This is a genomic window from Moraxella osloensis (assembly GCF_001553955.1).
GTDB lineage: Bacteria > Pseudomonadota > Gammaproteobacteria > Pseudomonadales > Moraxellaceae > Faucicola > Faucicola osloensis.
Map to the genome: position 1 here is coordinate 108,124 of NZ_CP014234.1, position 25,601 is coordinate 133,724.

General features: G+C 44.2%; 25 protein-coding genes. 18 read left to right on the top strand and 7 right to left on the bottom strand.

The annotated features are described in order from the left end of the window. Window positions 1-37: 37 nt before the first annotated feature. Window positions 38-529, bottom strand: coding sequence for a hypothetical protein (locus tag AXE82_RS00470; protein WP_062330206.1), 492 nt, complete (start codon window positions 527-529; stop codon window positions 38-40). Window positions 530-674: 145 nt separating this feature from the next. Between AXE82_RS00470 and AXE82_RS00475 the strand changes: the two genes are divergently transcribed. Further along, complete coding sequence (locus AXE82_RS00475; RefSeq protein ID WP_147285566.1) at window positions 675-857, top strand: hypothetical protein; 183 nt, start codon at window positions 675-677, stop codon at window positions 855-857. A 93-nt stretch (window positions 858-950) separates the two neighbouring features. Here the strand turns inward: AXE82_RS00475 and ppc are convergent, their stop codons facing one another. Next, window positions 951-3,779 carry a phosphoenolpyruvate carboxylase gene (gene ppc, locus AXE82_RS00480; RefSeq protein ID WP_115304589.1) on the bottom strand — a complete coding sequence of 943 codons (2,829 nt, stop codon included), beginning with the start codon at window positions 3,777-3,779 and terminating at the stop codon, window positions 951-953. Window positions 3,780-3,897: 118 nt separating this feature from the next. Between ppc and AXE82_RS00485 the strand changes: the two genes are divergently transcribed. The 9 genes from AXE82_RS00485 to AXE82_RS00525 all read left to right on the top strand — a co-directional run bounded on the left by AXE82_RS00485 (window position 3,898) and on the right by AXE82_RS00525 (window position 12,182). Further along, on the top strand, window positions 3,898-4,290 hold the full coding sequence (locus AXE82_RS00485) for an AMP-binding enzyme (RefSeq protein WP_062330210.1): 393 nt from the start codon (window positions 3,898-3,900) through the stop codon (window positions 4,288-4,290). Window positions 4,291-4,351: 61 nt separating this feature from the next. Beyond that, window positions 4,352-4,960, top strand: a complete 609-nt coding sequence (locus AXE82_RS00490; RefSeq protein ID WP_062330213.1) for a LuxR C-terminal-related transcriptional regulator — start codon at window positions 4,352-4,354, stop codon at window positions 4,958-4,960. Window positions 4,961-5,065: 105 nt separating this feature from the next. Beyond that, window positions 5,066-6,559, top strand: a complete 1,494-nt coding sequence (locus AXE82_RS00495) for a CoA-acylating methylmalonate-semialdehyde dehydrogenase (protein WP_062330215.1) — start codon at window positions 5,066-5,068, stop codon at window positions 6,557-6,559. Window positions 6,560-6,648: 89 nt separating this feature from the next. After that, complete coding sequence (locus tag AXE82_RS00500; RefSeq protein WP_062330217.1) at window positions 6,649-7,809, top strand: acyl-CoA dehydrogenase family protein; 1,161 nt, start codon at window positions 6,649-6,651, stop codon at window positions 7,807-7,809. A gap of 29 nt (window positions 7,810-7,838) precedes the next feature. Further along, on the top strand, window positions 7,839-8,615 hold the full coding sequence (locus tag AXE82_RS00505) for an enoyl-CoA hydratase (RefSeq protein ID WP_062330219.1): 777 nt from the start codon (window positions 7,839-7,841) through the stop codon (window positions 8,613-8,615). Next, a complete protein-coding gene (locus tag AXE82_RS00510; RefSeq protein WP_147285565.1) occupies window positions 8,578-9,069 on the top strand; it encodes a hypothetical protein in 492 nt (163 codons plus the stop codon). The genes AXE82_RS00505 and AXE82_RS00510 overlap by 38 nt, the downstream gene beginning before the upstream one ends. Before the next feature lie 13 nt (window positions 9,070-9,082). Beyond that, window positions 9,083-10,279: an enoyl-CoA hydratase/isomerase family protein gene (locus tag AXE82_RS00515; RefSeq protein WP_062330223.1), complete on the top strand. Its 1,197-nt coding sequence runs from the start codon at window positions 9,083-9,085 to the stop codon at window positions 10,277-10,279. Between the two features lie 34 nt (window positions 10,280-10,313). Continuing rightward, window positions 10,314-11,240, top strand: a complete 927-nt coding sequence (gene mmsB, locus AXE82_RS00520) for a 3-hydroxyisobutyrate dehydrogenase (protein ID WP_062330224.1) — start codon at window positions 10,314-10,316, stop codon at window positions 11,238-11,240. 123 nt (window positions 11,241-11,363) lie between these two features. Beyond that, on the top strand, window positions 11,364-12,182 hold the full coding sequence (locus tag AXE82_RS00525; protein ID WP_062330226.1) for a Cof-type HAD-IIB family hydrolase: 819 nt from the start codon (window positions 11,364-11,366) through the stop codon (window positions 12,180-12,182). Window positions 12,183-12,282: 100 nt separating this feature from the next. Here the strand turns inward: AXE82_RS00525 and AXE82_RS00530 are convergent, their stop codons facing one another. After that, window positions 12,283-13,038, bottom strand: a complete 756-nt coding sequence (locus AXE82_RS00530; protein WP_062330228.1) for an IclR family transcriptional regulator — start codon at window positions 13,036-13,038, stop codon at window positions 12,283-12,285. A 286-nt stretch (window positions 13,039-13,324) separates the two neighbouring features. On the opposite strand from AXE82_RS00530, the gene xthA reads away from it, so the two are divergent. Genes xthA through AXE82_RS12160 form a run of 3 tightly spaced genes read left to right on the top strand, consistent with a single transcriptional unit; the run spans window position 13,325 to window position 15,593 of the window. Then, entirely contained in the window at window positions 13,325-14,137 is an 813-nt protein-coding gene (gene xthA, locus AXE82_RS00535) for an exodeoxyribonuclease III (protein WP_062330230.1), read from the top strand. Window positions 14,138-14,182: 45 nt separating this feature from the next. Further along, the gene (argJ, locus tag AXE82_RS00540; RefSeq protein WP_062330232.1) at window positions 14,183-15,397 is read left to right on the top strand and encodes a bifunctional glutamate N-acetyltransferase/amino-acid acetyltransferase ArgJ; all 1,215 of its coding nucleotides are present in this window, start codon (window positions 14,183-14,185) and stop codon (window positions 15,395-15,397) included. Between the two features lie 31 nt (window positions 15,398-15,428). Then, window positions 15,429-15,593, top strand: a complete 165-nt coding sequence (locus AXE82_RS12160) for an NF038104 family lipoprotein (protein ID WP_167541431.1) — start codon at window positions 15,429-15,431, stop codon at window positions 15,591-15,593. Window positions 15,594-15,694: 101 nt separating this feature from the next. On the opposite strand, the gene AXE82_RS00545 is transcribed toward AXE82_RS12160, so the two are convergent. Genes AXE82_RS00545 through AXE82_RS00555 form a run of 3 tightly spaced genes read right to left on the bottom strand, consistent with a single transcriptional unit; the run spans window position 15,695 to window position 19,329 of the window. Further along, window positions 15,695-16,477, bottom strand: a complete 783-nt coding sequence (locus tag AXE82_RS00545; protein ID WP_062330235.1) for a TrmH family RNA methyltransferase — start codon at window positions 16,475-16,477, stop codon at window positions 15,695-15,697. An 8-nt stretch (window positions 16,478-16,485) separates the two neighbouring features. After that, window positions 16,486-18,342 carry an AIPR family protein gene (locus AXE82_RS00550; RefSeq protein WP_062330237.1) on the bottom strand — a complete coding sequence of 619 codons (1,857 nt, stop codon included), beginning with the start codon at window positions 18,340-18,342 and terminating at the stop codon, window positions 16,486-16,488. 12 nt (window positions 18,343-18,354) lie between these two features. Continuing rightward, complete coding sequence (locus tag AXE82_RS00555; protein WP_062330239.1) at window positions 18,355-19,329, bottom strand: class 1 fructose-bisphosphatase; 975 nt, start codon at window positions 19,327-19,329, stop codon at window positions 18,355-18,357. 295 nt (window positions 19,330-19,624) lie between these two features. Here AXE82_RS00555 and AXE82_RS00560 point away from each other — a divergent pair, with 295 nt between their 5' ends. Genes AXE82_RS00560 through AXE82_RS00570 form a run of 3 tightly spaced genes read left to right on the top strand, consistent with a single transcriptional unit; the run spans window position 19,625 to window position 22,393 of the window. Next, entirely contained in the window at window positions 19,625-20,608 is a 984-nt protein-coding gene (locus AXE82_RS00560; RefSeq protein ID WP_406946763.1) for an aspartate carbamoyltransferase catalytic subunit, read from the top strand. 50 nt (window positions 20,609-20,658) lie between these two features. Continuing rightward, window positions 20,659-21,825, top strand: coding sequence for a dihydroorotase (locus tag AXE82_RS00565; protein WP_172460493.1), 1,167 nt, complete (start codon window positions 20,659-20,661; stop codon window positions 21,823-21,825). Between the two features lie 43 nt (window positions 21,826-21,868). Continuing rightward, entirely contained in the window at window positions 21,869-22,393 is a 525-nt protein-coding gene (locus AXE82_RS00570) for a DUF2127 domain-containing protein (protein ID WP_062330244.1), read from the top strand. A gap of 58 nt (window positions 22,394-22,451) precedes the next feature. Here the strand turns inward: AXE82_RS00570 and AXE82_RS00575 are convergent, their stop codons facing one another. Next, window positions 22,452-24,470 carry a YihY/virulence factor BrkB family protein gene (locus AXE82_RS00575; protein ID WP_062330246.1) on the bottom strand — a complete coding sequence of 673 codons (2,019 nt, stop codon included), beginning with the start codon at window positions 24,468-24,470 and terminating at the stop codon, window positions 22,452-22,454. A gap of 250 nt (window positions 24,471-24,720) precedes the next feature. Between AXE82_RS00575 and wrbA the strand changes: the two genes are divergently transcribed. Together wrbA and AXE82_RS00590 are read left to right on the top strand one after the other, a co-directional pair. After that, entirely contained in the window at window positions 24,721-25,326 is a 606-nt protein-coding gene (wrbA, locus tag AXE82_RS00585; RefSeq protein ID WP_062330250.1) for an NAD(P)H:quinone oxidoreductase, read from the top strand. Window positions 25,327-25,356: 30 nt separating this feature from the next. Next, window positions 25,357-25,563, top strand: coding sequence for a hypothetical protein (locus AXE82_RS00590; RefSeq protein WP_174901005.1), 207 nt, complete (start codon window positions 25,357-25,359; stop codon window positions 25,561-25,563). Window positions 25,564-25,601 lie beyond the last annotated feature (38 nt).

Sequence of the window (25,601 nt, forward strand, 5' to 3'; positions counted from 1 at the left end):
AAGGTTAGGAGCGTTCCTAACCTTTATTGTTGTTGTATCATTGGCGATTTAACAAATGCTGATTGAGCTGCGCAATCACCGCTTTATCGCCTAGCTGATTGATACTATCACGAATTTTTGGAATCGGCTCGGCAGCAATCGGTTGACTATCAAATAGCTTTAACAACCGCAGTTGTAATGCTGGCTCACCTTGCTCAATGACAATATCTACGAGGGTAGGCACATCAAAGGGCAAATCCGAGGTTGATTGTGCCATTGCCACCGCATGATAAGCGCCATGTGGGTCTTGGTCGGTTATGATACGGGTATTTACCGCTCTATAAGCTTTTTCTGAGGTACCGCCTAAGACATTGATTTTGTGTAAACAGTTGAGCGCAGAGTTATTTTGTAATTGTGCAATAGCAATGATGTCTTCAGCCTGCTCTTGCAAATAGGCGCGTTTTTGTGCCAGTGCCTCTAATTGCTGCTCAGTGAGTGGCGCATCGCTTTCGGCTTTTTTTAAGTTGGCATTAAATTGAATTTCTGACATGGCTATCCCCTTATTTATATGGTTATTAGATAAGGGTTTTTTTTATAAAATCAAATCCACCGGTTAGACGAGCGCATTTTAATGACAATCAAGCTATTTAATCACAACCCAGTTATAATGAATCAAAATGACAAAAGGGCGTGCTATGTTAGTGTTAACAGTAAATCCTGACCATATCAGTGTAACGTTGCAAGATAACCTATGGGACATTGGGCTTACGCTAAAAGTAATTGCACAGACATTGTACGCATTGCCACCCACCGAATTGGCATGGGAAACGGCAATCATGCGCATAGAGTTGGATTTTGATAAGCTTTATTTGGGTTAATTATCATCAATCAAAAAACGTCAATAAAAAAATCGCCAGTACACAACCAGCGATTTTTTAAAATAAGTAATTTAAGGCTGTTTTGAACGCTTACTAACCGGTATTTCTTAAGCCTTGGGCAATACCATTGATAGTTAAATGAACCAAGTTAAGCACTGCAGTATAAGACGCTTCATTATCGCTAGTCGCTTCATCAGTCGTCGCTTCGCGAAGTTGTTTTAATAATGCCACTTGCAACCAGTTCAACGCATTCAAATACGGCAAGCGTAGCGCAAGTGAGCGTGCCAATGTACGGTTGTCATCCAGTAGCGTCTCTTTATTAGTCAGTGTCAGCAAGGCTTTAAGGCTGCGGTGATATTCTGCAGTAATAAGTGCAAAAATAGCGTTGGCTTCAGTGGCATCGCTGGCAAGCTCAACATAGGCTTGGGCGATTTCGATATCGGTTTTTGCCATGACCTGTGCCATATTTGATAACATGGCTTGCATAAAGGCGCTGTGTTGGGCGTTGTGTTGCAGTTTTGCTAAGTTGTCTGGGTTATCTGCAATCAGTTTTTCGACTGCGGTGCCAAAGCCATACCACGCTGGCAGCATCAAGCGATTTTGCATCCAAGAAAATACCCAAGGAATCGCGCGCAAATCTTGAATACGCGCCAAAGACTTGCGGCTAGCAGGACGTGAGCCAATATTTAAACTGGCAATTTCTTTAACCAAACTTGTCTGCAAGAAATAATCAATAAAATACGGCTGAGTGATAAGCGCGCGGTAGCAATTAAAGGCTTCATGCGATAATTGATTCATTAGGTCGCTATCAGGGCTTTCGCTATGGCTTGGCAATAGGCTCGCTTTGAGCGTTGCGGCAATCAGCGTCTCAAGGTTGCGTTCCGCGTTGCCCGCATCGGCATATTTTGCGGTAATAACTTCCCCTTGCTCGGTAATGCGGATTTGACCATCCACTGAGCCTTCGGGTTGTGCCAAAATCGCTTCAAATGATGGACCACCACCACGACCGACGCTACCACCACGACCGTGGAACAGACGCAGCTGAATGCCATATTTTTCTGCCATTTCCACCAGCTGAATTTCAGCTTGGTATAGCGACCATTGACTGGTGACATAACCGCCATCTTTATTACTATCTGAATAACCGAGCATAATCTCTTGCAGATTGTCACGACTGGCTAGCACCGATTTATACCAAGGTTTATCCAGTAACTCACTCATGATGCGGGTACTGTTTTGCAGCGCTTCAATGGTTTCAAACAAAGGTACGATGTTGATACGGCTCATGGGTACGCCGTCTTTGACCAATAATAGCCCTGATTCTTTCAATAATAGCGCCAATGCCAACAAATCACTTACTTGTTCGGCATTAGAGATAATGCTTTGGGTAATCGCTTTGTCACCAAAGCGATTTTTGATATCGGCTGCGGCTTGAAAAATCTCTAGCTCACGCTGGGTTTGTGGCTCATAAGTGATATAGGGGTTGTATAAAGGGCGCGCAGTTGCCAATTCACGCAGAAGCACACGTTGACGTGCGGATTCAGACAAAGAAAGATAATCTTCTAAATCGGCATGTTTGAACAAATCATGGACCGTTTCGGCATGAATCCCTGAAAACTGGCGCAAGTCCAATGGCATCAAATAAAAACCAAATACTTCCACCGCGCGGATGATATCGGTGAGTCGTTCGTTAGCCAGTAACTCACTGCCATTATCCACCAATGACTGATAAACGACATACAAATCATCTAAAAACTCGTCACAATCAGCGTAGGGCTCACTAAGCCCAAAGCGACAACCGTAAGATAAATCAAACGTATGCGAGGTAGCGACTAAACGTGACGAGATAAACCCGATGGCGCGGCGATAAGGCTCTTCTTCTCTAGAGATATTATCTTCTTTGGATTGCTCGGACAATGCCAGCACCGCATCACTCACTTTGACATGGCGGATAGACAGCGGCAACTCTTGGTATAGCTTGCCCAGTTGGTCACGATAAAAGTAAAACACCGTTGCCGCTTGGCGTTTGAACGCATAGCGAAGGGTATCGGCTGACACGAATGGATTGCCGTCACGGTCGCCACCAATCCAACCACCGATATTAAGTAAGTTTGGCATGTCAGTATCGGGGAAACGCTCTTTTAACTGATAATCTAATTTGCGATATAAATTTGGCAAGGCTTCAAAAAAACTTAAATCAAAATAGGCAATGCCATTGTCGATTTCATCTTTGACAGTAATTTTAAAATGGCGGGTTTCATTGGTTTGCCACTGCGACAATAACGTGGCTTCTAGTTGCTGCTCGATACGATGACGTTGGTAGCCAATCGCGGTGTGGTATTGCTCAAGTAAGGCACGGATTTGACGGCGCAGTGATAAAATCGTTTGACGCTGCACTTCGGTCGGATGCGCGGTCAATACCGCACTGATATAGGTATCATCAAGCTGTGCTTGCAACTCATCGCTGTCAATCCCTTGGGCTTTTAATTCATCAATCACATGGGCAAAACTACTTTTTGAGGCAGATTCGTCTTGTTCGTGGGCAAGGCGGCGACGCTCATGGTGCATGTCTTCGGCGATGTTAAATACTTGCGCAAATAAGCCACAAGCCCGAATGAGGTTCTTGCGCTGTTGATGGTTGAGCGTTGGCAAAATGGCTTGAATAGTCTGCTGGGGGTCTTCGCCATTTAACAGCTTATTAATGGTTTGTTTGACCGGTTCTGAGGTTTGCTGCTCAACGACCGTTATCAGCACACGGCTAAGTAACTGGGTGTCCGCTAGCAAAGGAGAGTCTTTATCATTGTCGATAAGCTCAACAAGTGCCGTATTTGACGGATGCGAGTTTAAAGGGTTTAAGCTTAAAACGTGAGGCGATACAAGGCTTTTTTCATTTTCAGCTGGGTTGGCGTTGGTCTGGCTCATAACTTTTCCCTTATTTGCTTTAGTCTAAAAAGTGTAACAGGACAATTATGTTAGCACAAACTATTATCACCATAAGAAATACTAATCGTTAAAAATTCGAAATATAAACAGCGTTAATGTGGCAGGTCACCGTTTGGGTACCAAGGAAATCGAGGAAGCCATCGGTCATCACCCCGAAGTCGCCGAATCAGCGGTTGTTGGCATCCATGACGAGCTTAAAGGTGAACTACCCATTGCCTTTTGCATTCTAAAAAATCATGACTTAGTAGCAGAAACCGAAAACCGTTTCCGCATTGAGCAGCAAATCGTGGGTGAAGTCGCAAGACAGTTGGGCGCCTTGGCTAAACCTGCGGCTATTTATTTTCCCAAAGCTTTACCCAAAACCCGCTCAGGCAAAATCTTACGCCGCTCTATCAAGGCACTGGCGGAAGGCAAAGAAACAGGCGACATGAGTACGCTGGATGACCCAACCGCGATTGAGGCGGTCAGACAAGCGATGGCGGATTATTAATGGCAATCAATAAGTTGTCAGGCAATAAGTTGTCAGGGCTTAAAAATCAGGGATGATGGTCATGGAAAATTATGCCTTACTGGCTTTTAGGCACGCGCCCACGCCGATAGTGGTATTAAGTTATCGGCGTATCAAAGCACTCAACGATGCCTTTGCCAATTTGTTCGGTTATGCGCACGATGAGCTACTCAATCAATCGATGCAAAAATTGTTTCCCAGTGTCGAAGATTTTGAAAAAATTGGCAAAGAAGCCTTAACAGGTTTGGGATTACAGACCAATATGTATTACTGCGATGAGCGCTTTATGCGTCACAAAACAGGGGAGATATTTTGGGCAACCACCCACGGACGCACCTTAACCCCAGATGACCCCTTCAAACTGGCAATTTGGCATTTTGAAAAAAAACCGCAAGTATCGTCCGAATCGCAGCTCACCGCACGTGAAGCCCAAATTGCGCAGTATATGGTCAATGGCTATACCTGTAAAGAGATTGGTAAGTCACTTGGTTTATCCCCCAGAACCATTGAGGTACATAAAGCCAACTTAATGAAAAAACTGGGCGCCCGCAGCAAAGGTGAGCTAGCCTCAAAGATTATTGTCATTAACCCAATGGCAGCCGCCCAGCAAAACCACTCTAGCAAAACTACGCCAGAAAAAATACTTAAGTAATTAAGTATTATTGACAGTACCCCCTAACTCATTCACACTGTTTTGCAACGCGTTAACGCTATCAAACGCTATACACCCAACACGGTAAAAACAAGGATTGTTACGATGACTACCCAAACTGTAAAACAACTCATCAACGGCGAATTTGTCGAATCAACCACTAGTGAGTGGATTGAACTGACCAACCCAGCTACCCAAGAAGTGATTGCCAAAGTACCCCAAACTACCAGCGATGAAATCAACCAAGCTGTCGCGGCGGCGGCAGAAGCATTCAAAACCTGGCGAAAAACCCCGATTAACACTCGCTCGCGTATCTTCTTAAAATACCAACAACTGATTCGTGACAACATGGACGAGCTTGCCGCCATGCTCACCGAAGAACAAGGCAAAACCCTAGCCGATGCCAAAGGCGATGTGTTCCGTGGTCTTGAAGTCGTCGAACACGCCTCAGGCATTGGCAACCTGCAGCAAGGCGCGTTTATCGAAAACGTCGCCACCGGCGTTGATATGTATAATATCCAGCAACCACTTGGCGTTTGTGCGGGTATCACCCCGTTTAACTTCCCCGCCATGATTCCACTTTGGATGTTCCCAATGGCAATCGCCACCGGTAACACCTTCGTATTAAAACCGTCTGAACAAAACCCGATGGTCACCATGCGATTGGTAGAATTGGCGTTAGAGGCGGGCATTCCAAAAGGCGTATTAAACGTGGTGCATGGCGGCAAAGATACCGTTGATGCCATTTGTGACCATCCAGATATCAAAGCCATTTCGTTTGTGGGGTCTACTGCCGTCGGCACCCACGTCTATAACCGTGCAAGCCAAGCAGGCAAACGCGTGCAATGTATGATGGGGGCTAAAAACCACGCAGTCATCTTACCCGATGCCAATAAAGAACAATGTCTTAACCAACTGGCGGGCGCCGCATTTGGGGCAGCAGGTCAGCGCTGTATGGCGTTATCCGTGGTGATTCTAGTCGGTGAAGCCAAAAACTGGGTGGGTGACATTGTTGAACGTGCCAAAAAATTGGTGGTGGCAGCCGGTAAAGATGACAAAGATTTAGGACCTGTGATTTCAAAAGCGGCCAAAGCGCGTGTTGAGCGCTTAATCCAAGCGGGCGCAGATGAAGGCGCACAAGTCCTGCTAGATGGTCGTGGTATCAAGGTGGAAGGGTTTGAAAACGGTAATTTTGTCGGACCGACTATTTTAGATAACGTCACCACCGATATGACGTGCTATAAGGAAGAAATCTTTGGACCGGTGCTTGATATCATGTACGCCGATAGCCTAGATGAAGCGATTGCCATCATCAATGCCAATCCAAACGGTAACGGCACGGCTATCTTTACCCAGTCAGGTGCAGCAGCCCATAAATTCCAACAAGACATCGATGTGGGTCAAGTCGGTATTAATTTACCCATTCCTGTGCCACTACCGATGTTCTCATTCACCGGTTCTCGCGCCAGTAAATTGGGTGATTTAGGACCGTATGGCAAACAAGCGGTACAATTCTACACCCAAACCAAAACCGTCACCGCGCGTTGGTTTGATGATGAAGCCAGTAAAGGCGTTAATACCACGATTTCACTAAAATAATATAATTTTTAATGGCATAAAAGGCGTATCCATTACGCCTTTGTTTTTAACCAAATGTTTTCAACAAAATTTAAAATTAGGGTCACGATATGAATTTTTCCCTTACCGAAGACCAACAAGCCTTTGCCGATTTGGCTGCCCAATTTTCCGCCAAATCGCTTGCCCCCAACGCTGCCGAATGGGATGCCACAGGCTATTTTCCCAAAGAGGTGTTCAAAGCCGCAGGTGAACTGGGCTTTATGGGGCTTTACACCAACCCTGATTTTGGTGGACTGGGCTTGCCGCGCCTTGATGCGGCGATTATCTTTGAAAAACTGGCGTATGGCGATACGTCAACTGCCGCATTCATGACCATTCACAACATGGTCGCTTGGATGATTGGCGAGTTTGCCAAAGCCGAGGTTGCCGAAAAATACTTGCCTGAATTATTAGCGGGCGAAAAATTGGGTAGCTACTGTTTGACAGAGCCGAATGCTGGCTCAGATGCCGGTTCATTAAAAACCAAAGCGGTCAAACAAGGCGACTATTACCACATTACTGGGCAAAAAATGTTTATCTCTGGGGCAGGGGCGACCGATGTGCTCGTGGTGATGGCGCGCACCTCCGACAATGGGGCAAAAGGCGTGTCTGCCTTTATCATCGATGCCAACAGCGATGGCATCAGCTACGGCAAAAATGAACATAAAATGGGCTGGAAAAACCAACCGACCGCGGCGGTGCATTTTACCGATGTCAAAGTCCCTGCCGAAAATCTACTCGGTGAAGAAGGACAGGGCTTTAGCTTTGCCATGAAAGGCTTGGACGGCGGGCGTATCAATATCGCCACTTGTGCGGTGGGTACGGCTCAAGCTGCCCTTGACCGCGCCGTGCAGTATGTACAGGAGCGTAGCCAGTTTGGCAAAACCCTTGACCAATTCCAAAACGTGCAGTTTAAACTTGCCGATATGCTCACCCATTTGGTGGCGGCGCGGCAGATGGTGCGATTGGCGGCGTATCATTTAGATAGCAAATCGCCCGCTGCCACGGCGTATTGTGCGATGGCAAAACGCCTTGCCACGGATTTGAGTTTTGATATCGCCAACCAAGCGCTGCAGCTACACGGGGGCTATGGCTATCTACAAGAATATCCGCTAGAGCGTCATGTGCGCGATTTACGCGTGCATCAAATCCTAGAAGGCACCAATGAAGTGATGCGGATGATTGTGTCTCGCAAAATGATGGAAGATGGTGCGCTACCAAGATTGCAATGAATTTAAAGGCATTTTAAAAGGGATTTACCATGTCAAATTACACCAATTTAAACCTAAAAATCCAAGACCATATTGCTATTTTGACCCTCAACAATCCGCCTGCCCACACTTGGACAAAAGAAAGTTTAGCCAGTTTAAAGCAGCTCATTAGCGACTTAAATGCCAACAAGCAAGTCACCGCTTTGGTGGTGCATGGCGATGGCGAAAAGTTTTTTTCCGCAGGGGCGGATTTAAACAGCTTTGCCAGTGGGGATAAAGGACAAGCCGCGGAGATGGCAATGGCGTTTGGTGAAGCGTTTGAAGCCTTGTCCAATTTTCGTGGCGTGTCGATTGCCTGTATCAACGGCTATGCGATGGGTGGCGGTCTTGAGTGTGCGCTTGCCTGTGATATCCGCATTGCTGAGAGCCATGCCCAAATGGCACTGCCAGAGCTATCGGTTGGCTTGTTGCCGTGTGCAGGCGGTACGCAAAACTTGCCGTGGCTGGTGGGTGAAGGCTGGGCAAAACGGATGATTTTATGCGGTGAGCGTATCAAGGCAGATAAGGCGCTGCAAATTGGTTTGGTGGAAGAAGTCGTGGAAAGTGGCAAAGGGTTAGAAACGGCTTTAGAATTGGCTCAAAAAGTGGCGAAGCAATCCCCCGATGCGATTGCGTCGAGTAAAACCTTGATTATGTCGGCACGTTATCAACCACCAAGTTTTAACTGGATAAAGGAACGTGAGTTATTTATTAAGCTGTTTGATGGCGACAACCAACAAGAAGGCGTCAATGCGTTTCTTGAAAAACGCTCGCCAGAGTGGAAATAAACAAAAACTATTTATGAGTGAAATTCAACTATTCTTCATAACCGATATTACCAATTTAGTTTTTGCATATGAGCACCCATTAAATGAAGAATGGGAAAATAAATTATTAATAAAAAATCATTACACTTATATTGATGATAAATTACTTAGATATTTAGCCGATAGTTTAGCATGGGTTAACTTTAGTGTTGATGATAAAGACGTGGTTTATCAAGGATTAGATTTTGAAGGTGTGAATACGCTTTATCCAAATCAAATCACTAGTTTTAAAAAGTTAATTTTGGCTTGGATTGTACTTTTTGAAAATGCAAACCAAACATTTGATTTAAACCGTTTTAACCAAACTCAAACTTTTGATAAATCCACTGTTTTAACGCAACTTTATCAATTAGTTGAGTTTTGTCAAATTGTTGAAAATAACCCAAATAAATGCTTAGTACATATCGGACTATAATAGGAAAATAAAAATGAGCGAGGAAAATCAACAACCTGTAATATTTGAAACGATAGCCACACGCTGCGGTCATCACATCGGCACGATGACATTGAACGACCCGAAAGCCCTAAACGCCCTAAGTGTCGATATGTGCAAACTGATGGCAAATCAGCTCACCAAGTGGGCAACTGATGACAGCATCGTCGCCATTTTGCTAAAGGGTAGTGGCGAAAAAGCGTTCTGTGCAGGGGGCAATATCCGCAAACTGTATGACAGCATGATTGACACGCCGCCCCAAGTGCCTATGCAGCAGCCCAATCCGTACGGGGTTGAATTCTTCGAAAACGAATACAGCCTATACCGGCAAATGCACTTTTACCCAAAACCGATTGTCTTGTGGGGTAATGGTATTGTCATGGGCGGTGGCATGGGCTTGATGGCGATGTGTAGCCATCGTATCGTCACCGAAACCACCCGTTTTGCCATGCCAGAAATTACCATCGGCTTATACCCTGATGCCACAGGTTCGTGGTTTTTGGCGCGTATGCCTGCCAAAATTGGGCTGTTTTTGGGCTTGACAGGGGCGAACTGTAACGCCAACGATGCGATTTTCTCTAGCCTTGCTGAGTATGCGGTGGCAAGCAGCGAATACGACAAAGTGCTTGACGCGCTAAAACAAGCCAATTGGCAAGCTGACAACAATTTACATGATATCGCAAGCCAAGCCTTAGCCAAAATTCATCATACTGAGCACTTAGCAGACAGTCATTTGATGATGCATTTTAATACCATCCAAGCGCTAGTAAACAAAGGCTCAGTGCATGATATAGATGCAGCGTTGCGCGATGACAACTTCACCAAAGTCAACGGCGAAACGGATAAATGGCTTACCAAAGCGGTCGAAACTTATCAGCACGGTTGTCCTGTCAGCGCAGCATTAACGGCTGAGATGTTTAAACGTGCCAGCAAATTATCGCTTGAGCAAGTGCTATATATGGAGATGAATGCGTCGCTACATTGTGTCAATTACCCCGATTTTCGTGAGGGTGTACGCGCGTTACTGATTGATAAAGACAAATCGCCAAAATGGAGTAAAACCCTTGATGAATGCGATGCCGGCTATATCCAGTCACATCTTGCATCAGCTTTTCCCAATAGCGAACATCCCTTTGAGGCTTGGTTGGGTAGCGATTCACTCTCAGCAAAATTAGCCAAACGTGCTGTATAAAGTTTACAAACACCACAACATACAAGGATTGTATATGCCAAATCATCAACAAACAGCCATTAAAAAAATTGCCTTTATCGGGTTTGGTAACATGGGCAAACCGATGGCAGAAAATCTCATCAAAAATGGCTTTGCCTTAAACGTATTTGACCTAAACACCGCCGTACTAGACGACCTTGCCCAACAAGGGGCAAACGTGGCGATTTCACCTGTGGACGCAAGCAAAGAGGTGGATATGGTCATCACCATGTTACCTGCAGGTCAACATGTCAAAGAGGTGTATCTGGGTAAAGACGGTAATCAAGGCTTGCTCGATGTGGTGGGTAAAGATACCCTGCTGGTCGATAGTAGCACCATTGCCGCGAGTGATGCGCGTGAAGTTGCCCAAGTCGCGGCGGAGAAAGGTATTGGTTTTATGGATGCGCCCGTATCAGGCGGTACCGCAGGGGCAGCAGCAGGGACACTCAGCTTTATCGTGGGCGGGCAAGCTGAGCAATTTGAGCAGGTCAAACCCGTTTTAGAGGCGATGGGAAAAAATATCTTTCACGCGGGCGAGGTCGGTGCAGGTCAAGTCGCCAAAATCTGTAATAACATGCTGCTTGGCGTGATTATGACAGGGACAGCAGAAGCCATGAATTTGGGCGCCAAAAACGGCTTAGACCCAAAAGTCTTAGCCAGTATTTTGTCAGCCAGCACCGGTCGTAACTGGGCGCTGGAAGTGTGTAATCCGCATCCCGATGTTGGTGATGCCATGCCATCAAGCCGTGGTTACACGGGTGGATTTATGAGTAAACTTATGCTCAAAGACATGAACCTTGCCAAACAAACGGCCAATGATACCAAGGTGGTGACGCCAATGGCAGACCAAGCCACGGCGCTTTACACCAAACATAGTGAGCAGCATGGGGATAAAGATTTCTCAAGCATTATGGCGCATTATGATGCGAACGTTTTGCAATAAGTTTTGGCATTTAGCAAAAAGCTAGGATTTTTTTCTGGCTTTTTTCTGCTCGTTAATTTAAAAAGTTAACCCAAAAATAGGGTAGAATTAGCGTCAATCCCAATTTATCGCATTAGTGTTATTATGTCTAAGCCAACAGTACGCCCCAAAAAACCAAAAATTGTCTTTTTTGATATTGATGACACGTTGTACATCAAGCATCAAGAAAGGGTGCCACAATCCGCGATTGAGGCACTTAAACAATTAAAGCAGCAAGGCATTATGGTTGCTATCGCCACCGGTCGGGGTCGTGCGGTGTTTCCCAAAGCGGTGTATGAGCTCATTGAGACCGTGGGTATCGATGTGCTTGTCACCATCAACGGTCAATGCAGTCATCACCAAGGGGAATTGTTAGCGCATTATCCGATGACGCCTGCGCAAATTAAACTGATTACCGATTATGTCGAATCAAACAATTTATCCTATGCCTACATGACCGATGCGGAAATTATCGCGTTAGCGGAAGATGAGGCGCTGTCAGAAGCTTTAAATTCACTTAAAATAGCTTACCGTACTGCCCGTCATGATGACATTGATTTGTCGATACCTATTTATCAAGTCGTGGCATTTCATCCTGACAACACGCAGGTAAATTTTGAATTTCCCTCGACTTTAAAAATCATGCGCTGGCATAAAAACGGTATCGATATTCTAGATGCGACAGGCTCGAAGGCACGCGGTATTGCGCAGGCGCTCAATAAACTGGGGCTGGATTTTGAAGATGCCATGGCATTCGGCGATGGGGTGAATGATATCGAAATGTTACAGACAGTCGGCTTTGGCGTGGCGATGGGGAATGCCCATGCCGATGTGAAAGCGGCGGCTGACTATGTATGTCCAGCTGCGTGGGAAGATGGCATCTATCAAGGCTTACAACATTTGGGTTTGTTGCCACATGGATGAGCCATCAAATAACTAAGCCCCACCATGCTATATACAATTTATGAGTAAAAGTGCTTTGGGCGTTTTAACTTTACCTTGTCAGAAATTCCAAGGATAACATTTAAATCTCCCCAAAAAACGCATCACGAATATCATCGGCAGCTTTTTGCATATCAGGTACAAACCCAATCAAGTCCTCGAGAGATTTGCGCGTTTTAGGTGCGGTTGTGTACAGTGAGCCGATATAACGACCTTGGGTATCATTGATTGCCACAGCAATTGAGACCGCTTGGGCAATATATTCTTCATCAGAAATTGCATAGCGCAGCTTAGCTACCTGTTCAAGGCTTTGATTGAGCGCATCCCTATCGGTAATCGTGGCAGGGGTGATAGCGGTTAACGATAAATTTTTTAGTAGCGTCACCCTATCATCTTTTGTGAGCGTACTTAGGTAGATTTTACCAGCCGCCGTACACCAAATGGGTGCTTGCGAATCAGTGGGCATATACACTTGTAGGGCAGAAGGACAAGGTACGCGGTCGGTATAGACCATGTTGACGTAATAAGGTACCGCCATGCCACAGGTTTCACCGATTTTATCAACCAGTCTTTGCAAAATCGCAAACCGCTGAATTGCTACTTGCTGACTTTGCCATAGATGAATCGCCATGTGCCGCGTACGCGACGCAGGCACAATAGTACCATTGATATCGACCCGCACAAAGCCTTCCTCTTGCAGCTGCTGTATCAGTCGGTGCATGGTCGGTTTTGGAATATCCAAAATCTCAGACAAATCCAGTGGCGATAAAGGACGCTGTGCCGCAGACACGGCTTCGATGATTTTTAAAACACGGGTAATAGAAGAAACTCGAGCCATTATATTGTCTTTTTAAGTCTAGGGTCAGCACGTCGCCAGAAAAAATTGAAAAAAATATTTTGCAAAGTTGGCAGTGATTAAAGTGCAAGGTTTTTTGATTATACCAAAATTTTTTTAAACTTCACCTGCTATTTGCGGGTTCGTCATGCATAACCTCAGGGTTGCAGACCCAATTTGCTTTCAAATTGAGCTTGCGGGCAATATCCGCTAATATAGTCGGCATTTAACGCTTAACAAAGCCACAGTTATCAATACCAAGACACATTTATCAATTTGGGGAAAACACATGCCGCGTTTTGTCAGTTTTAATATCAATGGATTGCGGGCGCGTCCACACCAGCTTGAAGCCATTCGCGATATCATCGCACCCGATGTCATTGGGCTACAAGAAACCAAAGTACATGATGACGCATTTCCGCTACAAAGCGTGCAGCAATTGGGCTATCATGTCGAGTTTTTTGGGCAAAAATCTCATTATGGTGTGGCGTTATTATCACGACAAAAACCTATTTTTGTACAAAAAGGCTTTCCAACCGACAGCGACGATGCGCAGCGACGATTTATCCATGCACGCTATGATTTTAATGGCAAATATATTGATGTGCTTAATGGCTATTTCCCGCAAGGCGAAAATCGCAAGCATGAAACCAAGTTTCCGATGAAGCGCAAATTCTATGCTGATTTAACGGCTTATATTTTGCAGCTTAAAGCAGAAAATCGCAGTATGATTTTGATGGGGGACATGAATATTGCGCCGCTTGATTTTGATATTGGCATTAGCGAGGATAGTGTTAAACGTTGGCTAAAAAATGGCACGTGCTCGTTTTTGCCAGAGGAGCGAGAGTGGTACCAAGCCCTGCTTGCGACAGATTTGCATGATACTTATCGGGCGTTATATGCCGACGGTCAAGCGCTAAGTTGGTTTGATTATCGCAGCAAGGGATTTGACGATGAGCCAAAGCGAGGGCTGCGCATTGACCATATCTTGATGACGCCTGATTTGGCGGATAAGCTCAACGGTGCAGGCGTCAGCTATGATTTGCGTGCCATGGAAAAACCCAGCGACCATGCCCCGATTTGGGCAGATTTTTTGGATTAAACAATTAAACAATTAAACAATTAAACAACAGTAAGGAGCGCTCTCATGCCAGTTGGCAATGTCGAACTTGTAAAATTAAACCCAGTGAAAGGGATAAAAATTGGCATCACCGAAGCCCACGTGCGCTATGCAGGGCGCAAAGACTTAACGGTTTTTGACATCATAGCGGGCGCAAATACCGCGGTTGTCACCACGCAAAACCAATTTTGTGCCGCGCCTGTGCAGTTGCTGCGAGAATTTATCGCCAAAGACAGTCCCCGTTATTTGATTGTCAACACAGGCAACGCCAACGCTGCCACAGGTGAAGACGGTAAACAGCGTGCCAAAACAACGTGTGTGGCATTGGCAGAAAAAACCGGTGTCGCGGCCGAGCAAGTATTGCCTTATTCCACCGGGGTGATTGGGGAAACCTTGCCGGCGGATAAAATCATCGCCGGGTTAGACAGCGCCTTAGCCAATTTAAGCGACGATAATTGGCTTGGCGCCGCCCATAGCATCATGACCACCGATACCACCCCAAAAGGACATAGCGAAATCGTGGAAATTGATGGTACAACTTACACGGTGACAGGTATCTCAAAAGGCGCGGGCATGATTCGCCCCAATATGGCGACCATGCTTGGCTTTGTGGCGACCGATGCCAACATTGAAAAATCGTTGCTACAAAATATCTTGACCGATACGGTGAATCAGTCATTTAACCGCATCACGGTGGATGGCGACACCTCGACCAATGACTGTTGTACGTTGATTGCCACAGGACAAGTTGGGGAGATGATTGACAGCGAAAATCACCCGCATTATCAAGCGATTTATCAGGCAATTAAAAATGTGATGATTCGAATCGCTCAATTGATTGTACGCGATGGTGAAGGGGCAACCAAATTTATGACGGTCAAAGTGACAGGCGGTGAAACCTCTGAAGAATGTGCCAAAATCGCCTATGAAGTGGCGCATTCACCGCTGGTAAAAACCGCATTTTTTGCCAGTGACCCAAATTGGGGGCGTATTTTGGCAGCGGTAGGCAAAGCGGGCGTGATGCTCGACCAGTCAAAAGTGGCGGTATCACTCGATGATGTGCGTATCTGCGAGCGCGGCGGCTTGGCACAAGACTATACCGAGGCGCGTGGTAGCGAGGTGATGAAGCGTCCTGAAATTACCATTCACATTGAATTGGGTCGCGGACAGGCGAGTGATACCGTTTATACCTGTGATTTATCATACGAGTATGTCAAAATCAATGCTGATTATCGTTCTTAAAGTCAATCTTAAAGTCAATTAAAGGTAACGAATGAAAAAACTAACCACCCTGCTTTTTTTGCTGACCACCGCTGTTATCTTACAAGGGTGTGTGCATAAAATTGTCACTGTCCCTGTTAAAGTTGCCTATAAGACCACCAAAGGGGTGGTCAAAGGCACGGTAGCCGTCGCTAAAGCGGTGATACCAGGCGGCTAATACCAAGCGATAGTGACGACAAAAAAGACTAAACACAGGCTGCCTAGTCATTTATGTCACACTCATTCATTGATGGCATTTATGGCAATTATTTATGGCAATCATGCGTAGCGTCTTTGCCGTAACATTTCATACAGACACAGTGACCCTGCTATCGCCACGTTTAGGCTTTCTTGACCATTGGGCTGCGGTAGGGCAATCGGGGCAGATTGACTAAGTAACCTCTCATCGACGCCTTGTCCTTCATGCCCCATAATCAAGGCTAACGGTTGTCTCAAATCGGTTTGATAAATAATATGATCGGTATGTGAGCTTGTGGCAAACATCGGCACTTTGACCTTCATCAAAATCTCATCTACGCTGATGCCTTCAAAAATCGTTAAACTAAAATTTGCCCCCATGCCCGCTCGCAAGGTTTTGGGCGACCACGCCGATGCGGTGCCCATCGTACAGACAATGGTTTTAATTCCCACCGCTGAGGCGGTGCGTAACAGTGTGCCTAGATTGCCATTGTCTTGGACACCATTGATGATTAAGCAATCGCTGGTGATGGGCTGATTAAAGTCTAAATGCGGCATATCAATCATCGCCATGATGGGCAGGCTCTCGCCCAGCGTGCGAATCTCTTTATACAGATTATCGCTAATCGTTAACGTTTTAACATTTTCAAGTCGGTTTAATAAGGCATTGATTTCGTCATTGTGCAAACCACTTTCACTGACAATCACGGTTTCGGGCGTGAGATTAGCGTTTAGGTACGCTTCAAGCAAATGCGTGCCTTCAATCACGGTTTTGCCCAGTTTTTTACGCTGGCGCGACCCAGTGAGAAGGGCATGAGCAGTTTTGATGGTTGGGTTGTCTTTGGAAGATATGAAAACATTCATTTTTTATATTACTTCCTATTTTTAACGAATTTTTTTATACGGGTATCTAACTCAGTTTTCCTTACAGCACTCGAAATAGATTCTCTTCTATTACCATAACCAGCTTTTACAACTTTTTCGAAGTTTTCTAAAGCATCTTGAAAATGAAAATCTAAGTTAGTTTTTAGTTCATCTAGTATTAAATTTTCACTTTTAATTATCCCTTTTTCTGAGTATTCATTTTTTAAAATAGAAGACAAGATAAAGCAACCTAAATGAAATTTACCGTACGTCATTAAAGTTTTTTTATATATATCTGTTTTTTCATCAGACATAAATTTCTTAACTGCTTTATTCACCGCAATATCAATCATTAAAGGAATATAGTAAAGAGAATAATTAAGCTGTTTCACATCAGGTGCAGGAAATACATTGTCATAGTTAGAAATGAATAAGCGTTTCGGTCTAGTTCGGACTTGAGAAGGCATCATTAGAATTTGGGATGAAAAAAGTTGAAATAACTTTTGAATATTATAAATGTTCTTTTTTCCTTTATTTCTTAACTCATTAATACGTCTTTCATAAGAAATATCTAAACTTCCTAAATACTGTTCAATTAATTTTTGTATGTTGTCATTTGCTTTTAGGGAAAAAGCCTTTATTGGAGTCTGGGAATTAGTAGTTTCTGTAATTCTGAAAATTAAATCATCATTATTAGTTTCAATTATTTTAACTAATAGACTAGTATCATCATTAAACTGAAGCTTTATTTTTGAATCTAACTCCTCCTGCTCTTTTTGATTTAGACCTTTGTCTGAACTAGCTTTTTTATCGATTAATTCTTTGACTCTTTCTTTGTTTTTAAGAGCATGATAAATTGAATTGGATGTTTGACAGCCATTAACAATTTGCAAATCATGCAAGCGATATTTATTATTTGGTAATTCCTCAACCTTACTACAGGTCATAGTAAGTCCATTATTGAAGCTCCAAAAATATTTAGATTCATCGCTTGCGCTAGTTTCAATTATACTTCCATTCAAATCATTACGTTTATAATAATCCCTAATATTTGCCTCAAAAAGGGATGTCTGGTGCTTTCTAACTAGCTCGGCTATTTGCATACCTTTTACAATACAAATATAGCCATTCAATTTATTCTTATTATCGGTATCAGTTATATAGTTCAAAGTTTTTTGATATTCAATAGTGTCAATAATCTTCCGACTCTGAGTGGAGTAGTTTATTAATTCTTCACATCCAAGCACATTGGTTTTAACATTGTTATAACCATTGTTTTTCAAATCCCTTGTTATATTATCAAGAACTTCTGAAAGTAGAGGGTTATCAATAATGTTGTCTTTTAGACCACCAAAAACAACGTGGGGGATGACTGCTATATTGTCAGTTGGAAAATTTGTATAAATTTTGTTTTTTATTTCGTTAAAAATAATTAACCTATTAAAAAAATATAGATTATCTGGCTCATTAAAATTTTCATCAATAAAGATTTTCTTTATACCATTTTGAAATTTCAGTAATTCACCTTGCTCAACTCCCGTTCCTCGTTTAAATTGAAATAAATGAATATTGAATTTTGTATCTTCGTTATAATCATCTAGCTCTTCAGGTAAATTAACAATATCGTTAGATGCTGTTATATAAATAGCGTCAATACCATAATCTAACTTTTCTTTTCTGTAGCCTGAGTCTACAATGCCCTCCTCAATGTAATCAATATCATTTTCATCAAAAATTTTTAAAAGAGAAAATAACATGAATTCAGTACCACGAAGAATACTATCATTAGCTGCATTATCTAGGATAGTTGGATAGCTTGAAACACATGAACTAATGTGGGTATCTAAAACCTTAAAAATTGACATTTTCTAAATCCTTTAAACTTCTTCATGTAATTTTTTCACATATTCAACTTCGTTTTTCGCCCCTAGCACCACCGGCACGCGCTGGTGGATACTGGTCGGCTCGATATCCAAAATACGATTGACTGCATCGGTGCTCATACCACCCGCTTGCTCAATGAGTAAGCTCATCGGATTGGCTTCATACATCAGACGCAGTTTACCCGGTTTATCAGGGTGTTTGGTGTCAAATGGATAGCTAAAAATCCCCCCACGGCACAAAATACGGTGAATATCGCCCACCATCGCCGCCACCCAGCGCATATTAAAATCTTTACCACGCACGCCAGTTTTACCCGCCGTAAACTCGTCAATATAACGCTGCATCGGTGGCAACCAATAGCGATAGTTAGAGGCATTAATCGCATACTCTTTGGTGTCTGCGCTGATTTGCACTTGGTCTTTGATTTGCACAAACGCTTTGGTGTCTGGGTCAAGGCTAAACATGGCCACACCGTTACCAAGCGTGATTGACATCACAGTTGAGGTGCCATACAAAATATAACCCGATGCCAACTGCGCCGTTCCTTTTTGCAAAAAGTCCTCATCCGTCGCAGGGTGACCTTGGTTGTTGTAGGGTAAAATCGAGAAAATTGTACCGACTGCCATATTAATATCGATATTGGATGAGCCATCAAGCGGGTCAAACAGTACCAACACATCGCCATCTTGATTGGCAGGGGTGGCGTTATCTAATTCTTCAGAAGCCACGCCCGCGCAATGCGGATTGCTGCTCAAAGCGTCTAGCAACAAATCATTGGCAATGACATCGAGCTTTTTTTGCTCTTCGCCCTGCACATTTTGGTTACCCGCTTCGCCCAAAATATCCGCGAGCGCGCCGCGTTTGAGCAAGTCGCTGATTTGAATGCCGACTTTGGTAATGGTGGTAATGATGTCGGCAACAGCAGGTTGGGCGTTTTGAGCGGCAAGATAAGTTTCAAGATTTGACATAGTAGACCTTATTATAAAATTATAAATTAACAACCTAAGCCAATCATATACGATTAAGCAAGGTGAATTTAGACCTCATGAATTAAAAAAAATATAGACAATTTGCCGCAAATTGTAGCACTTTTTGAGCCGTCTTATCAGCGATAATCGCAAAATATTGGCGTATTTATTCCAGCCGATTTACGGTAAAATAGGCAAAATTTATACAAATAACAACAAATCTAGGTGGCTGATGAATATTTTAAACACCCAAACTTTATCCAACGAAGCGCTACAGAGCAAGCTTGATCAGGCGATGGCAAAGCCGGAACTGACCGCAGCAGGTGATTTGCGGCATTTTATCGGCGTAGAAGGGTTATCCAAAACGCAGCTGATGGCCATCATCGAAAAAGCCAATGGTTACTTAACCGACAATGCCGGTCGCCCCAACAGCATTCGCAATAGTGATGAGCTTGAAGGCTGTACGGTGATGAATTTGTTTTTTGAAAACTCTACCCGTACCCGCACCACCTTTGATGTGGCTGCCAAACGTCTTGGCGCTAGTGTCATCAGTATCGATATTGCCAAATCCAGCACCCAAAAAGGCGAAAGCTTACGGGATACGCTGTGGAACCTTGAAGCGATGACAGCGGATATCTTTGTGGTGCGTCATTCATCGAGTGGGGCTGCGCATTTTATGGCAACCGAAGTCACCCCAAACATTGCCATCATCAACGGTGGTGACGGCTGGCACGCGCATCCGACCCAAGCGATGCTCGATATGCTCACGATTTATCGTGAAGCGCCAAGACCGTTTGAGGAATTAACGGTAGCGATTATCGGCGATATCAAGCATAGCCGCGTTGCCCGTTCAGACATTGCAGCACTCAAAACCTTGGGAGTTAAAGAAATTCGCGTTGTGGCGCCCAAGACATTATTACCAAAAGGCATTGAGCGTTATGGTGTCAATGTCTATAACGATTTGGACGCGGCGGTAGTTGACTGTGATGTCATCATTGGTCTACGTATTCAAAATGAGCGTATTGGCTCGCCTTTGTTGCCATCGACATCCGAGTATTTTAAAGCGTATGGCATCACTACCGAACGCCTTGCCCTTGCCAAACCTGACGCGCTTGTGATGCATCCAGGACCGATGAATCGCGGTGTTGAAATCTCATCAACTGTTGCCGATGGTGAGCAATCAGTGATTTTAAAACAAGTCAATAACGGCATTGCGGTACGTATGGCGGTGTTGGCACTGGCCATGCAAGGGCAACGTGCCGCACGCAGCGCATCTTAAAATTTAGCAAAAAAAATGACAAAGTAGGCAAAACCAAAGTAGGCAAAACCATGACGCTTCAAAATCTTTTACCTGCCAACTGGCAATTTGATACCACGCAGCTTAACCCTATCGACAGCGATGGCAAATGGCTATTACCGCCGCTGGTGGATTTATGTGCGCGTTTGCGTGAACCTGGGCACCAGTCGCATGGTACATTAAAATCAGAAGGCGCCGCGGCTCGAAAAAACGGTTTTTTGCATGTCGTTATACCACCTGATACCAACCCAGTACTTGAGAATGGCTCGTTACTAGCAGGCTTGCGAGAGCGGGCTTATCAAGATGGTGGCATCTATCTGCATGTGCTAGGGGCGATGACCGCAGGTCTTGAAGGTGAAAAACCCGCCAATATGCTTGGGCTGAAGCAAGGTGGCATCATCGGGGTCAGCAATGCTCGTCGCAAATTCGCCAATGATGACGTACTACTGCAAGCACTGGATTATGCAGCGACTTATGACATCAAAGTATTTTTTTACCCTGATGAACCCAGTTTATCCAAAAACGGCGTCGCCCATGATGGCTACATCGCATCTTATCATGGCTTGGCAGGGATTCCTTGGATTGCTGAAACGGTGGCGTTATCCAAGCAGCTGTTGATTGTTGAAGAAACAGGCGTATCGGCACATTTTGGTCAGCTGACCACCAAATCCTCGATTGATTTGATTCGCTGGGCGAAACAAAGGGGCTTGCCGGTGACCTGTGATGTGGCGATGCACCAGTTACATTTAACCGATGATGCGTTGATTGGTTTTAATGCCTTGGCGTATGTGTTGCCGCCCCTGCGTTCCAATACGGATAAAAAAGCACTGCAAGAAGGCTTGCAAGATGGCACGATTGATGCGATTTGTAGCCACCATGAGCCCTTGGCAAAAACCGCTAAACAAGCGCCATTTGCGGAGTGTAAACCCGGTATTAGCAATTTTGATACTTTTATGGGGCTAGCTTGTCAATTGGTCAAAGAAGGTGTTTTGACCCCAACGCAGTTAGTAGAAAAAATCGCACTCAACCCTGCCAAAATCGCGGGGATTGAAGCAAGCTACCATCAAACGGGCGGGGCGGTGCTGGTTGACCCCAGGCTGACTTGGACGGTAACTAAAGAATCGATGATGTCGCAGGGCAAAAATACGCCATTTATCAATAGCGAATTGACAGGGAAAGTCGAGCAAGTCTATTTTTAAGATTGTTTGAAGCGTGTTTTAAGTTTGGATACGGTAATGAATCATGCCAAAGGCGTTTAAACAGATAGCCCTGCCAGTCCCTAATAGCCATCATGCCAAGAACGCCATCATCATGGTCGCTATCTATGAGCTGGTAAAAGGATTGGTAGCGCTAGGGGTGGCGGCTATTATTTTTGTAGGGCATGATAAATTGCAATGGATTGCGCGGGTGGTTTCACAGGCGCTGCATCGTATCATGGGTATGGCACTGCACCACCAAATAGAGGCACTGAATCACTATGCTTGGGTCGCCAACCAAAATTGGCAAAAAGCCTTTTGGATAGTTGTGGGCTATGCGCTGCTGCGTTTTGTGGAAACCTACGGTCTTTATCGAGATAAGATATGGGCGTATTGGTATAGCGTTTTGGGCTACGGCGTGTTTTTGCCGCTTGAGGTTTATGAGTTATTTAGCCATCGGTTTAATTGGCTTAACTTTTTGATACTGCTAGTGAATATCGTCATTGTTGTGGTTGTCTATCGCAATATGCGCGCCAAAGGGTTATTGGGTAAAAAGATGACCCAGGCTTAAGCTATCGATAAAAAAAGCGATAAAAAAGGGCAGAATCTGCCCTTTTTTATTCACCAAGCTAGCTGTCTGGTTTATCTTTTTCGGTAATGATACGCGGAGATTTTTTGCTTGCATTAGTTGCAATTTTTGATTTGATAAAATTGAAAGGATTATACGGGCTATCGAGTACACTAGCCGGTACAATCTGACGAATTTTAGCCATCACCGCCGTATTATCACCTTTTGGTTTGTCATCATCTACTAGGATTTTTGATTTGGCTGTTTGGGTGGTGGTAATTTCATTGCTAAAACTCGTGTCATCTAGGTTACTGATATCCCAACGCATATTGTCAAAATTATTGGCATTCAAATAATTATCAATCGCAAATTTATGCTCATCTGCCACATTGCCATGTTGTGCGGATGAGGGCGTCGCTTTGTTTTCGCTATGACTGTCATATTCACTGTTACTTTCTTCAAGCGTTTTTAGTGGACGTTTATCATCTCTCTCATCATTTGACAAGTGTTTTTGATTATCATGACCTTGCTTAGCAACTGATGATTCATGTGATAATTCATCCGATAACTCATCGTTATTTAGGGCATTAAAATCACGTGGTTGACTCGATAAGCTACCTTGACCTTTAAAATCAAGCGTACCATCAAAGCCAGTCGCTTGCTCGGCATCAGTTTCCTTGATACGTTTATCTTCATTGACCACGTCACTGACTTGACCGCCTGATAGCCCTGAACCTTCACGTTGACCGGCTAGTTTGTTGCCTTTACCTTTATCTTTTTTTCCTGTATCTGGCTTGATGTCTTCGGCATTTGGGGTCTGACGCGGTGCGATACTATCAAAAATACTTGCCATCGACACATCAAAATTATATTTGAGCATGGCTTCACCACGCGCTAAGGTATTAATCCATTGCACAGTCCAAGGCGCGTTATTTTTAAGTTTTCGCAAATCCTTTTCATGCGGCAAAGGATAGGGCATATTTTGATAAAAATCCCAAAAACTATAATCATCGAGCGAGCGTTTGAGCACATATTCATATTTGTCACTGGTGGTGATGAGATTGTTATCTTGTAAAAAGCTAATATAAGTGTACCAATTTGGCATCTCTTGGCGACCTAGCACATCACGCAAACCGGCTTCGGTGACGGCATTACCTTTTTTATGCTCACGGTATAACACGTTTAACATATCCATCAAGCTAAACAAGGCATGACGGGGAAAGATTTCTTTGGTCTCAAAAATGGTCAAACAGTAGCTGATTTGCACCCCAAGCAGAATAATATTCCAAGAAATATAAATCCAGAGTAAGAACAACGGCAAAATCGCAAACGCCCCATACACCGCTTTATAACTGGTAAAGTTATCGACAATTGCGCCAAAGGTGAGTTTTAAGATTTCAAAGATAATCCCAACCACAACACCGGCAACCAGCGCATGTTTAAAACGCACTTGGCAGCGCGGGATAAACCAATACATGGTCACCAACCCCATCAGCACAATCGCAATCGAGCCGATTTGTACCCAAATCGCCCAGTCAATCCCATAACCGCCAATTTTTTGATTTAAAAAGCTCAAACTTTGCACGGTACTTGAGATAATCATGACGATGGCAAGCACAATAGGTAACAGGGTAATAATCACCCAGTAACGCACAAGATTGAGCCAGCTGGTCTCTTTTTTTTCAACCCGCCAAATTTGGTTAAATGTGGCTTCAATCGTCATTAAAGTGGAAATGGTGGTAAAAAATAAAATACCCACACCCATGATGGTTAAGTTCGATGAATTACTGGTAAATTGGTTGAGATACTTGGTGACCTGTAATCCGGTACTGGGCAAAATATTGCTAAATATCAAGTTTTGAATCTGCTCACGCGCTTCTGCTAACTGCGGAATGGTGGAGAGAATCACGAACAGTAGGGTTAAAATCGGCACAATAGACAGCAGCGTGGTATACGTCAGTAACGCAGCTTTTTGGCTACAATTATCATCGATAAAGTTTTTGATAAGGTACATCAAAAACTGCACCCATTTATATTTAAAAATGGATAATTTTTTTAGTTTGGCAATCAGTTCATTCATAGTAGTTCTTATTGATAAAAAATTTCAAAGTTTGACCATCAAATCGGCGAAAAAAGCAGTGATTGTATGGCAGTATGGTATCATATTCAAAAAAAATGTTTATTGAATTACTGTGAACAGTTTTGGTGTTTTGCAATTGGCAATCTGGCTGGTAGATTGCCTTGACCCTACCATCAAAATTCATTCATCAAAATTTATTCACCCAAACTAGCTTGACGTAACAATTATCAAAATTGATGTGAGAAAAACCATGAGTCAACCTTATATTTTAGTGTTGTACTACAGCCAAAATGGCTCAACCAAAGATTTGGCGTATCTGGTCGCACAAGGTATTGAAGACAGTGGCACAGGCATCGCCGCACGTATTCGCACCGTACCCAAGGTCAGTAGCGAGACTGAAAAAGTTGCGCCAAGTATTCCTGATGAGGGTGACCTGTACGCCAGCATGGATGACTTAAAAAACTGTGTAGGACTGGCATTAGGTAGCCCCACCCATTTTGGCAATATGGCAGCATCGATGAAGTATTTTTGGGATAATAGCGTCACAATTTGGCTCGCGGGGGATTTGCAAAACAAACCGGCATCTGTATTTACCAGTACGGGCACCATGCACGGTGGGCAGGAGACGACTTTGACTAGCATGATGACGCCGCTACTGCATCATGGCATGGTGATTGTGGGAATTTCATACAGTGAGCCTGCGCTCAATACCACGAGCCAAGGTGGAAGCCCGTATGGTGCAAGCCATGTCAGTGGCGCAAAGCATGACCATATCATGAGCGCAGACGAAAAAACATTAGCCATCGCCCAAGGTCAACGTCTAGCCAAAATTGCCAAGGCATTACAAGCGTTATGAGAAAACAAGCGTTATGAGAAAACAAGCGTTATGAGAAAAAAAGACCCGCACTCACTATCTGCGCCAAAACCCATTTATCCCATCCACCGACGCTTAACCATAGTATGGTGGGTTTGGCTGGGGTTTCGATTGCTAGCAGTACCGCTATTGACGCATTGGTTGGCAAGTGCAAAGCCTGCTATGGTCGGCGGGATTGCTTGGCAAGCTTTGTGGTTGATACCCGCGCTATTATCGTAAGCCCCCGACCATCCCACCTATTTCACCGTAAACTAAAG

Excerpts from the sequence above, each read along its gene's own strand:
- AXE82_RS00470 (WP_062330206.1), bottom strand. The coding sequence starts at position 529 with ATGTCAGAAATTCAATTTAATGCCAACTTAAAAAAAGCCGAAAGCGAT.
- AXE82_RS00475 (WP_147285566.1), top strand. The coding sequence starts at position 675 with ATGTTAGTGTTAACAGTAAATCCTGACCATATCAGTGTAACGTTGCAA.
- ppc (WP_115304589.1), bottom strand. The coding sequence starts at position 3,779 with ATGAGCCAGACCAACGCCAACCCAGCTGAAAATGAAAAAAGCCTTGTA.
- AXE82_RS00490 (WP_062330213.1), top strand. The coding sequence starts at position 4,352 with ATGGAAAATTATGCCTTACTGGCTTTTAGGCACGCGCCCACGCCGATA.
- AXE82_RS00495 (WP_062330215.1), top strand. The coding sequence starts at position 5,066 with ATGACTACCCAAACTGTAAAACAACTCATCAACGGCGAATTTGTCGAA.
- AXE82_RS00500 (WP_062330217.1), top strand. The coding sequence starts at position 6,649 with ATGAATTTTTCCCTTACCGAAGACCAACAAGCCTTTGCCGATTTGGCT.
- AXE82_RS00505 (WP_062330219.1), top strand. The coding sequence starts at position 7,839 with ATGTCAAATTACACCAATTTAAACCTAAAAATCCAAGACCATATTGCT.
- AXE82_RS00510 (WP_147285565.1), top strand. The coding sequence starts at position 8,578 with ATGCGTTTCTTGAAAAACGCTCGCCAGAGTGGAAATAAACAAAAACTA.
- AXE82_RS00515 (WP_062330223.1), top strand. The coding sequence starts at position 9,083 with ATGAGCGAGGAAAATCAACAACCTGTAATATTTGAAACGATAGCCACA.
- mmsB (WP_062330224.1), top strand. The coding sequence starts at position 10,314 with ATGCCAAATCATCAACAAACAGCCATTAAAAAAATTGCCTTTATCGGG.
- AXE82_RS00525 (WP_062330226.1), top strand. The coding sequence starts at position 11,364 with ATGTCTAAGCCAACAGTACGCCCCAAAAAACCAAAAATTGTCTTTTTT.
- AXE82_RS00530 (WP_062330228.1), bottom strand. The coding sequence starts at position 13,038 with ATGGCTCGAGTTTCTTCTATTACCCGTGTTTTAAAAATCATCGAAGCC.
- xthA (WP_062330230.1), top strand. The coding sequence starts at position 13,325 with ATGCCGCGTTTTGTCAGTTTTAATATCAATGGATTGCGGGCGCGTCCA.
- argJ (WP_062330232.1), top strand. The coding sequence starts at position 14,183 with ATGCCAGTTGGCAATGTCGAACTTGTAAAATTAAACCCAGTGAAAGGG.
- AXE82_RS12160 (WP_167541431.1), top strand. The coding sequence starts at position 15,429 with ATGAAAAAACTAACCACCCTGCTTTTTTTGCTGACCACCGCTGTTATC.
- AXE82_RS00545 (WP_062330235.1), bottom strand. The coding sequence starts at position 16,477 with ATGAATGTTTTCATATCTTCCAAAGACAACCCAACCATCAAAACTGCT.
- AXE82_RS00550 (WP_062330237.1), bottom strand. The coding sequence starts at position 18,342 with ATGTCAATTTTTAAGGTTTTAGATACCCACATTAGTTCATGTGTTTCA.
- AXE82_RS00555 (WP_062330239.1), bottom strand. The coding sequence starts at position 19,329 with ATGTCAAATCTTGAAACTTATCTTGCCGCTCAAAACGCCCAACCTGCT.
- AXE82_RS00560 (WP_406946763.1), top strand. The coding sequence starts at position 19,625 with ATGGCAAAGCCGGAACTGACCGCAGCAGGTGATTTGCGGCATTTTATC.
- AXE82_RS00565 (WP_172460493.1), top strand. The coding sequence starts at position 20,659 with ATGACGCTTCAAAATCTTTTACCTGCCAACTGGCAATTTGATACCACG.
- AXE82_RS00570 (WP_062330244.1), top strand. The coding sequence starts at position 21,869 with ATGCCAAAGGCGTTTAAACAGATAGCCCTGCCAGTCCCTAATAGCCAT.
- AXE82_RS00575 (WP_062330246.1), bottom strand. The coding sequence starts at position 24,470 with ATGAATGAACTGATTGCCAAACTAAAAAAATTATCCATTTTTAAATAT.
- wrbA (WP_062330250.1), top strand. The coding sequence starts at position 24,721 with ATGAGTCAACCTTATATTTTAGTGTTGTACTACAGCCAAAATGGCTCA.
- AXE82_RS00590 (WP_174901005.1), top strand. The coding sequence starts at position 25,357 with ATGAGAAAAAAAGACCCGCACTCACTATCTGCGCCAAAACCCATTTAT.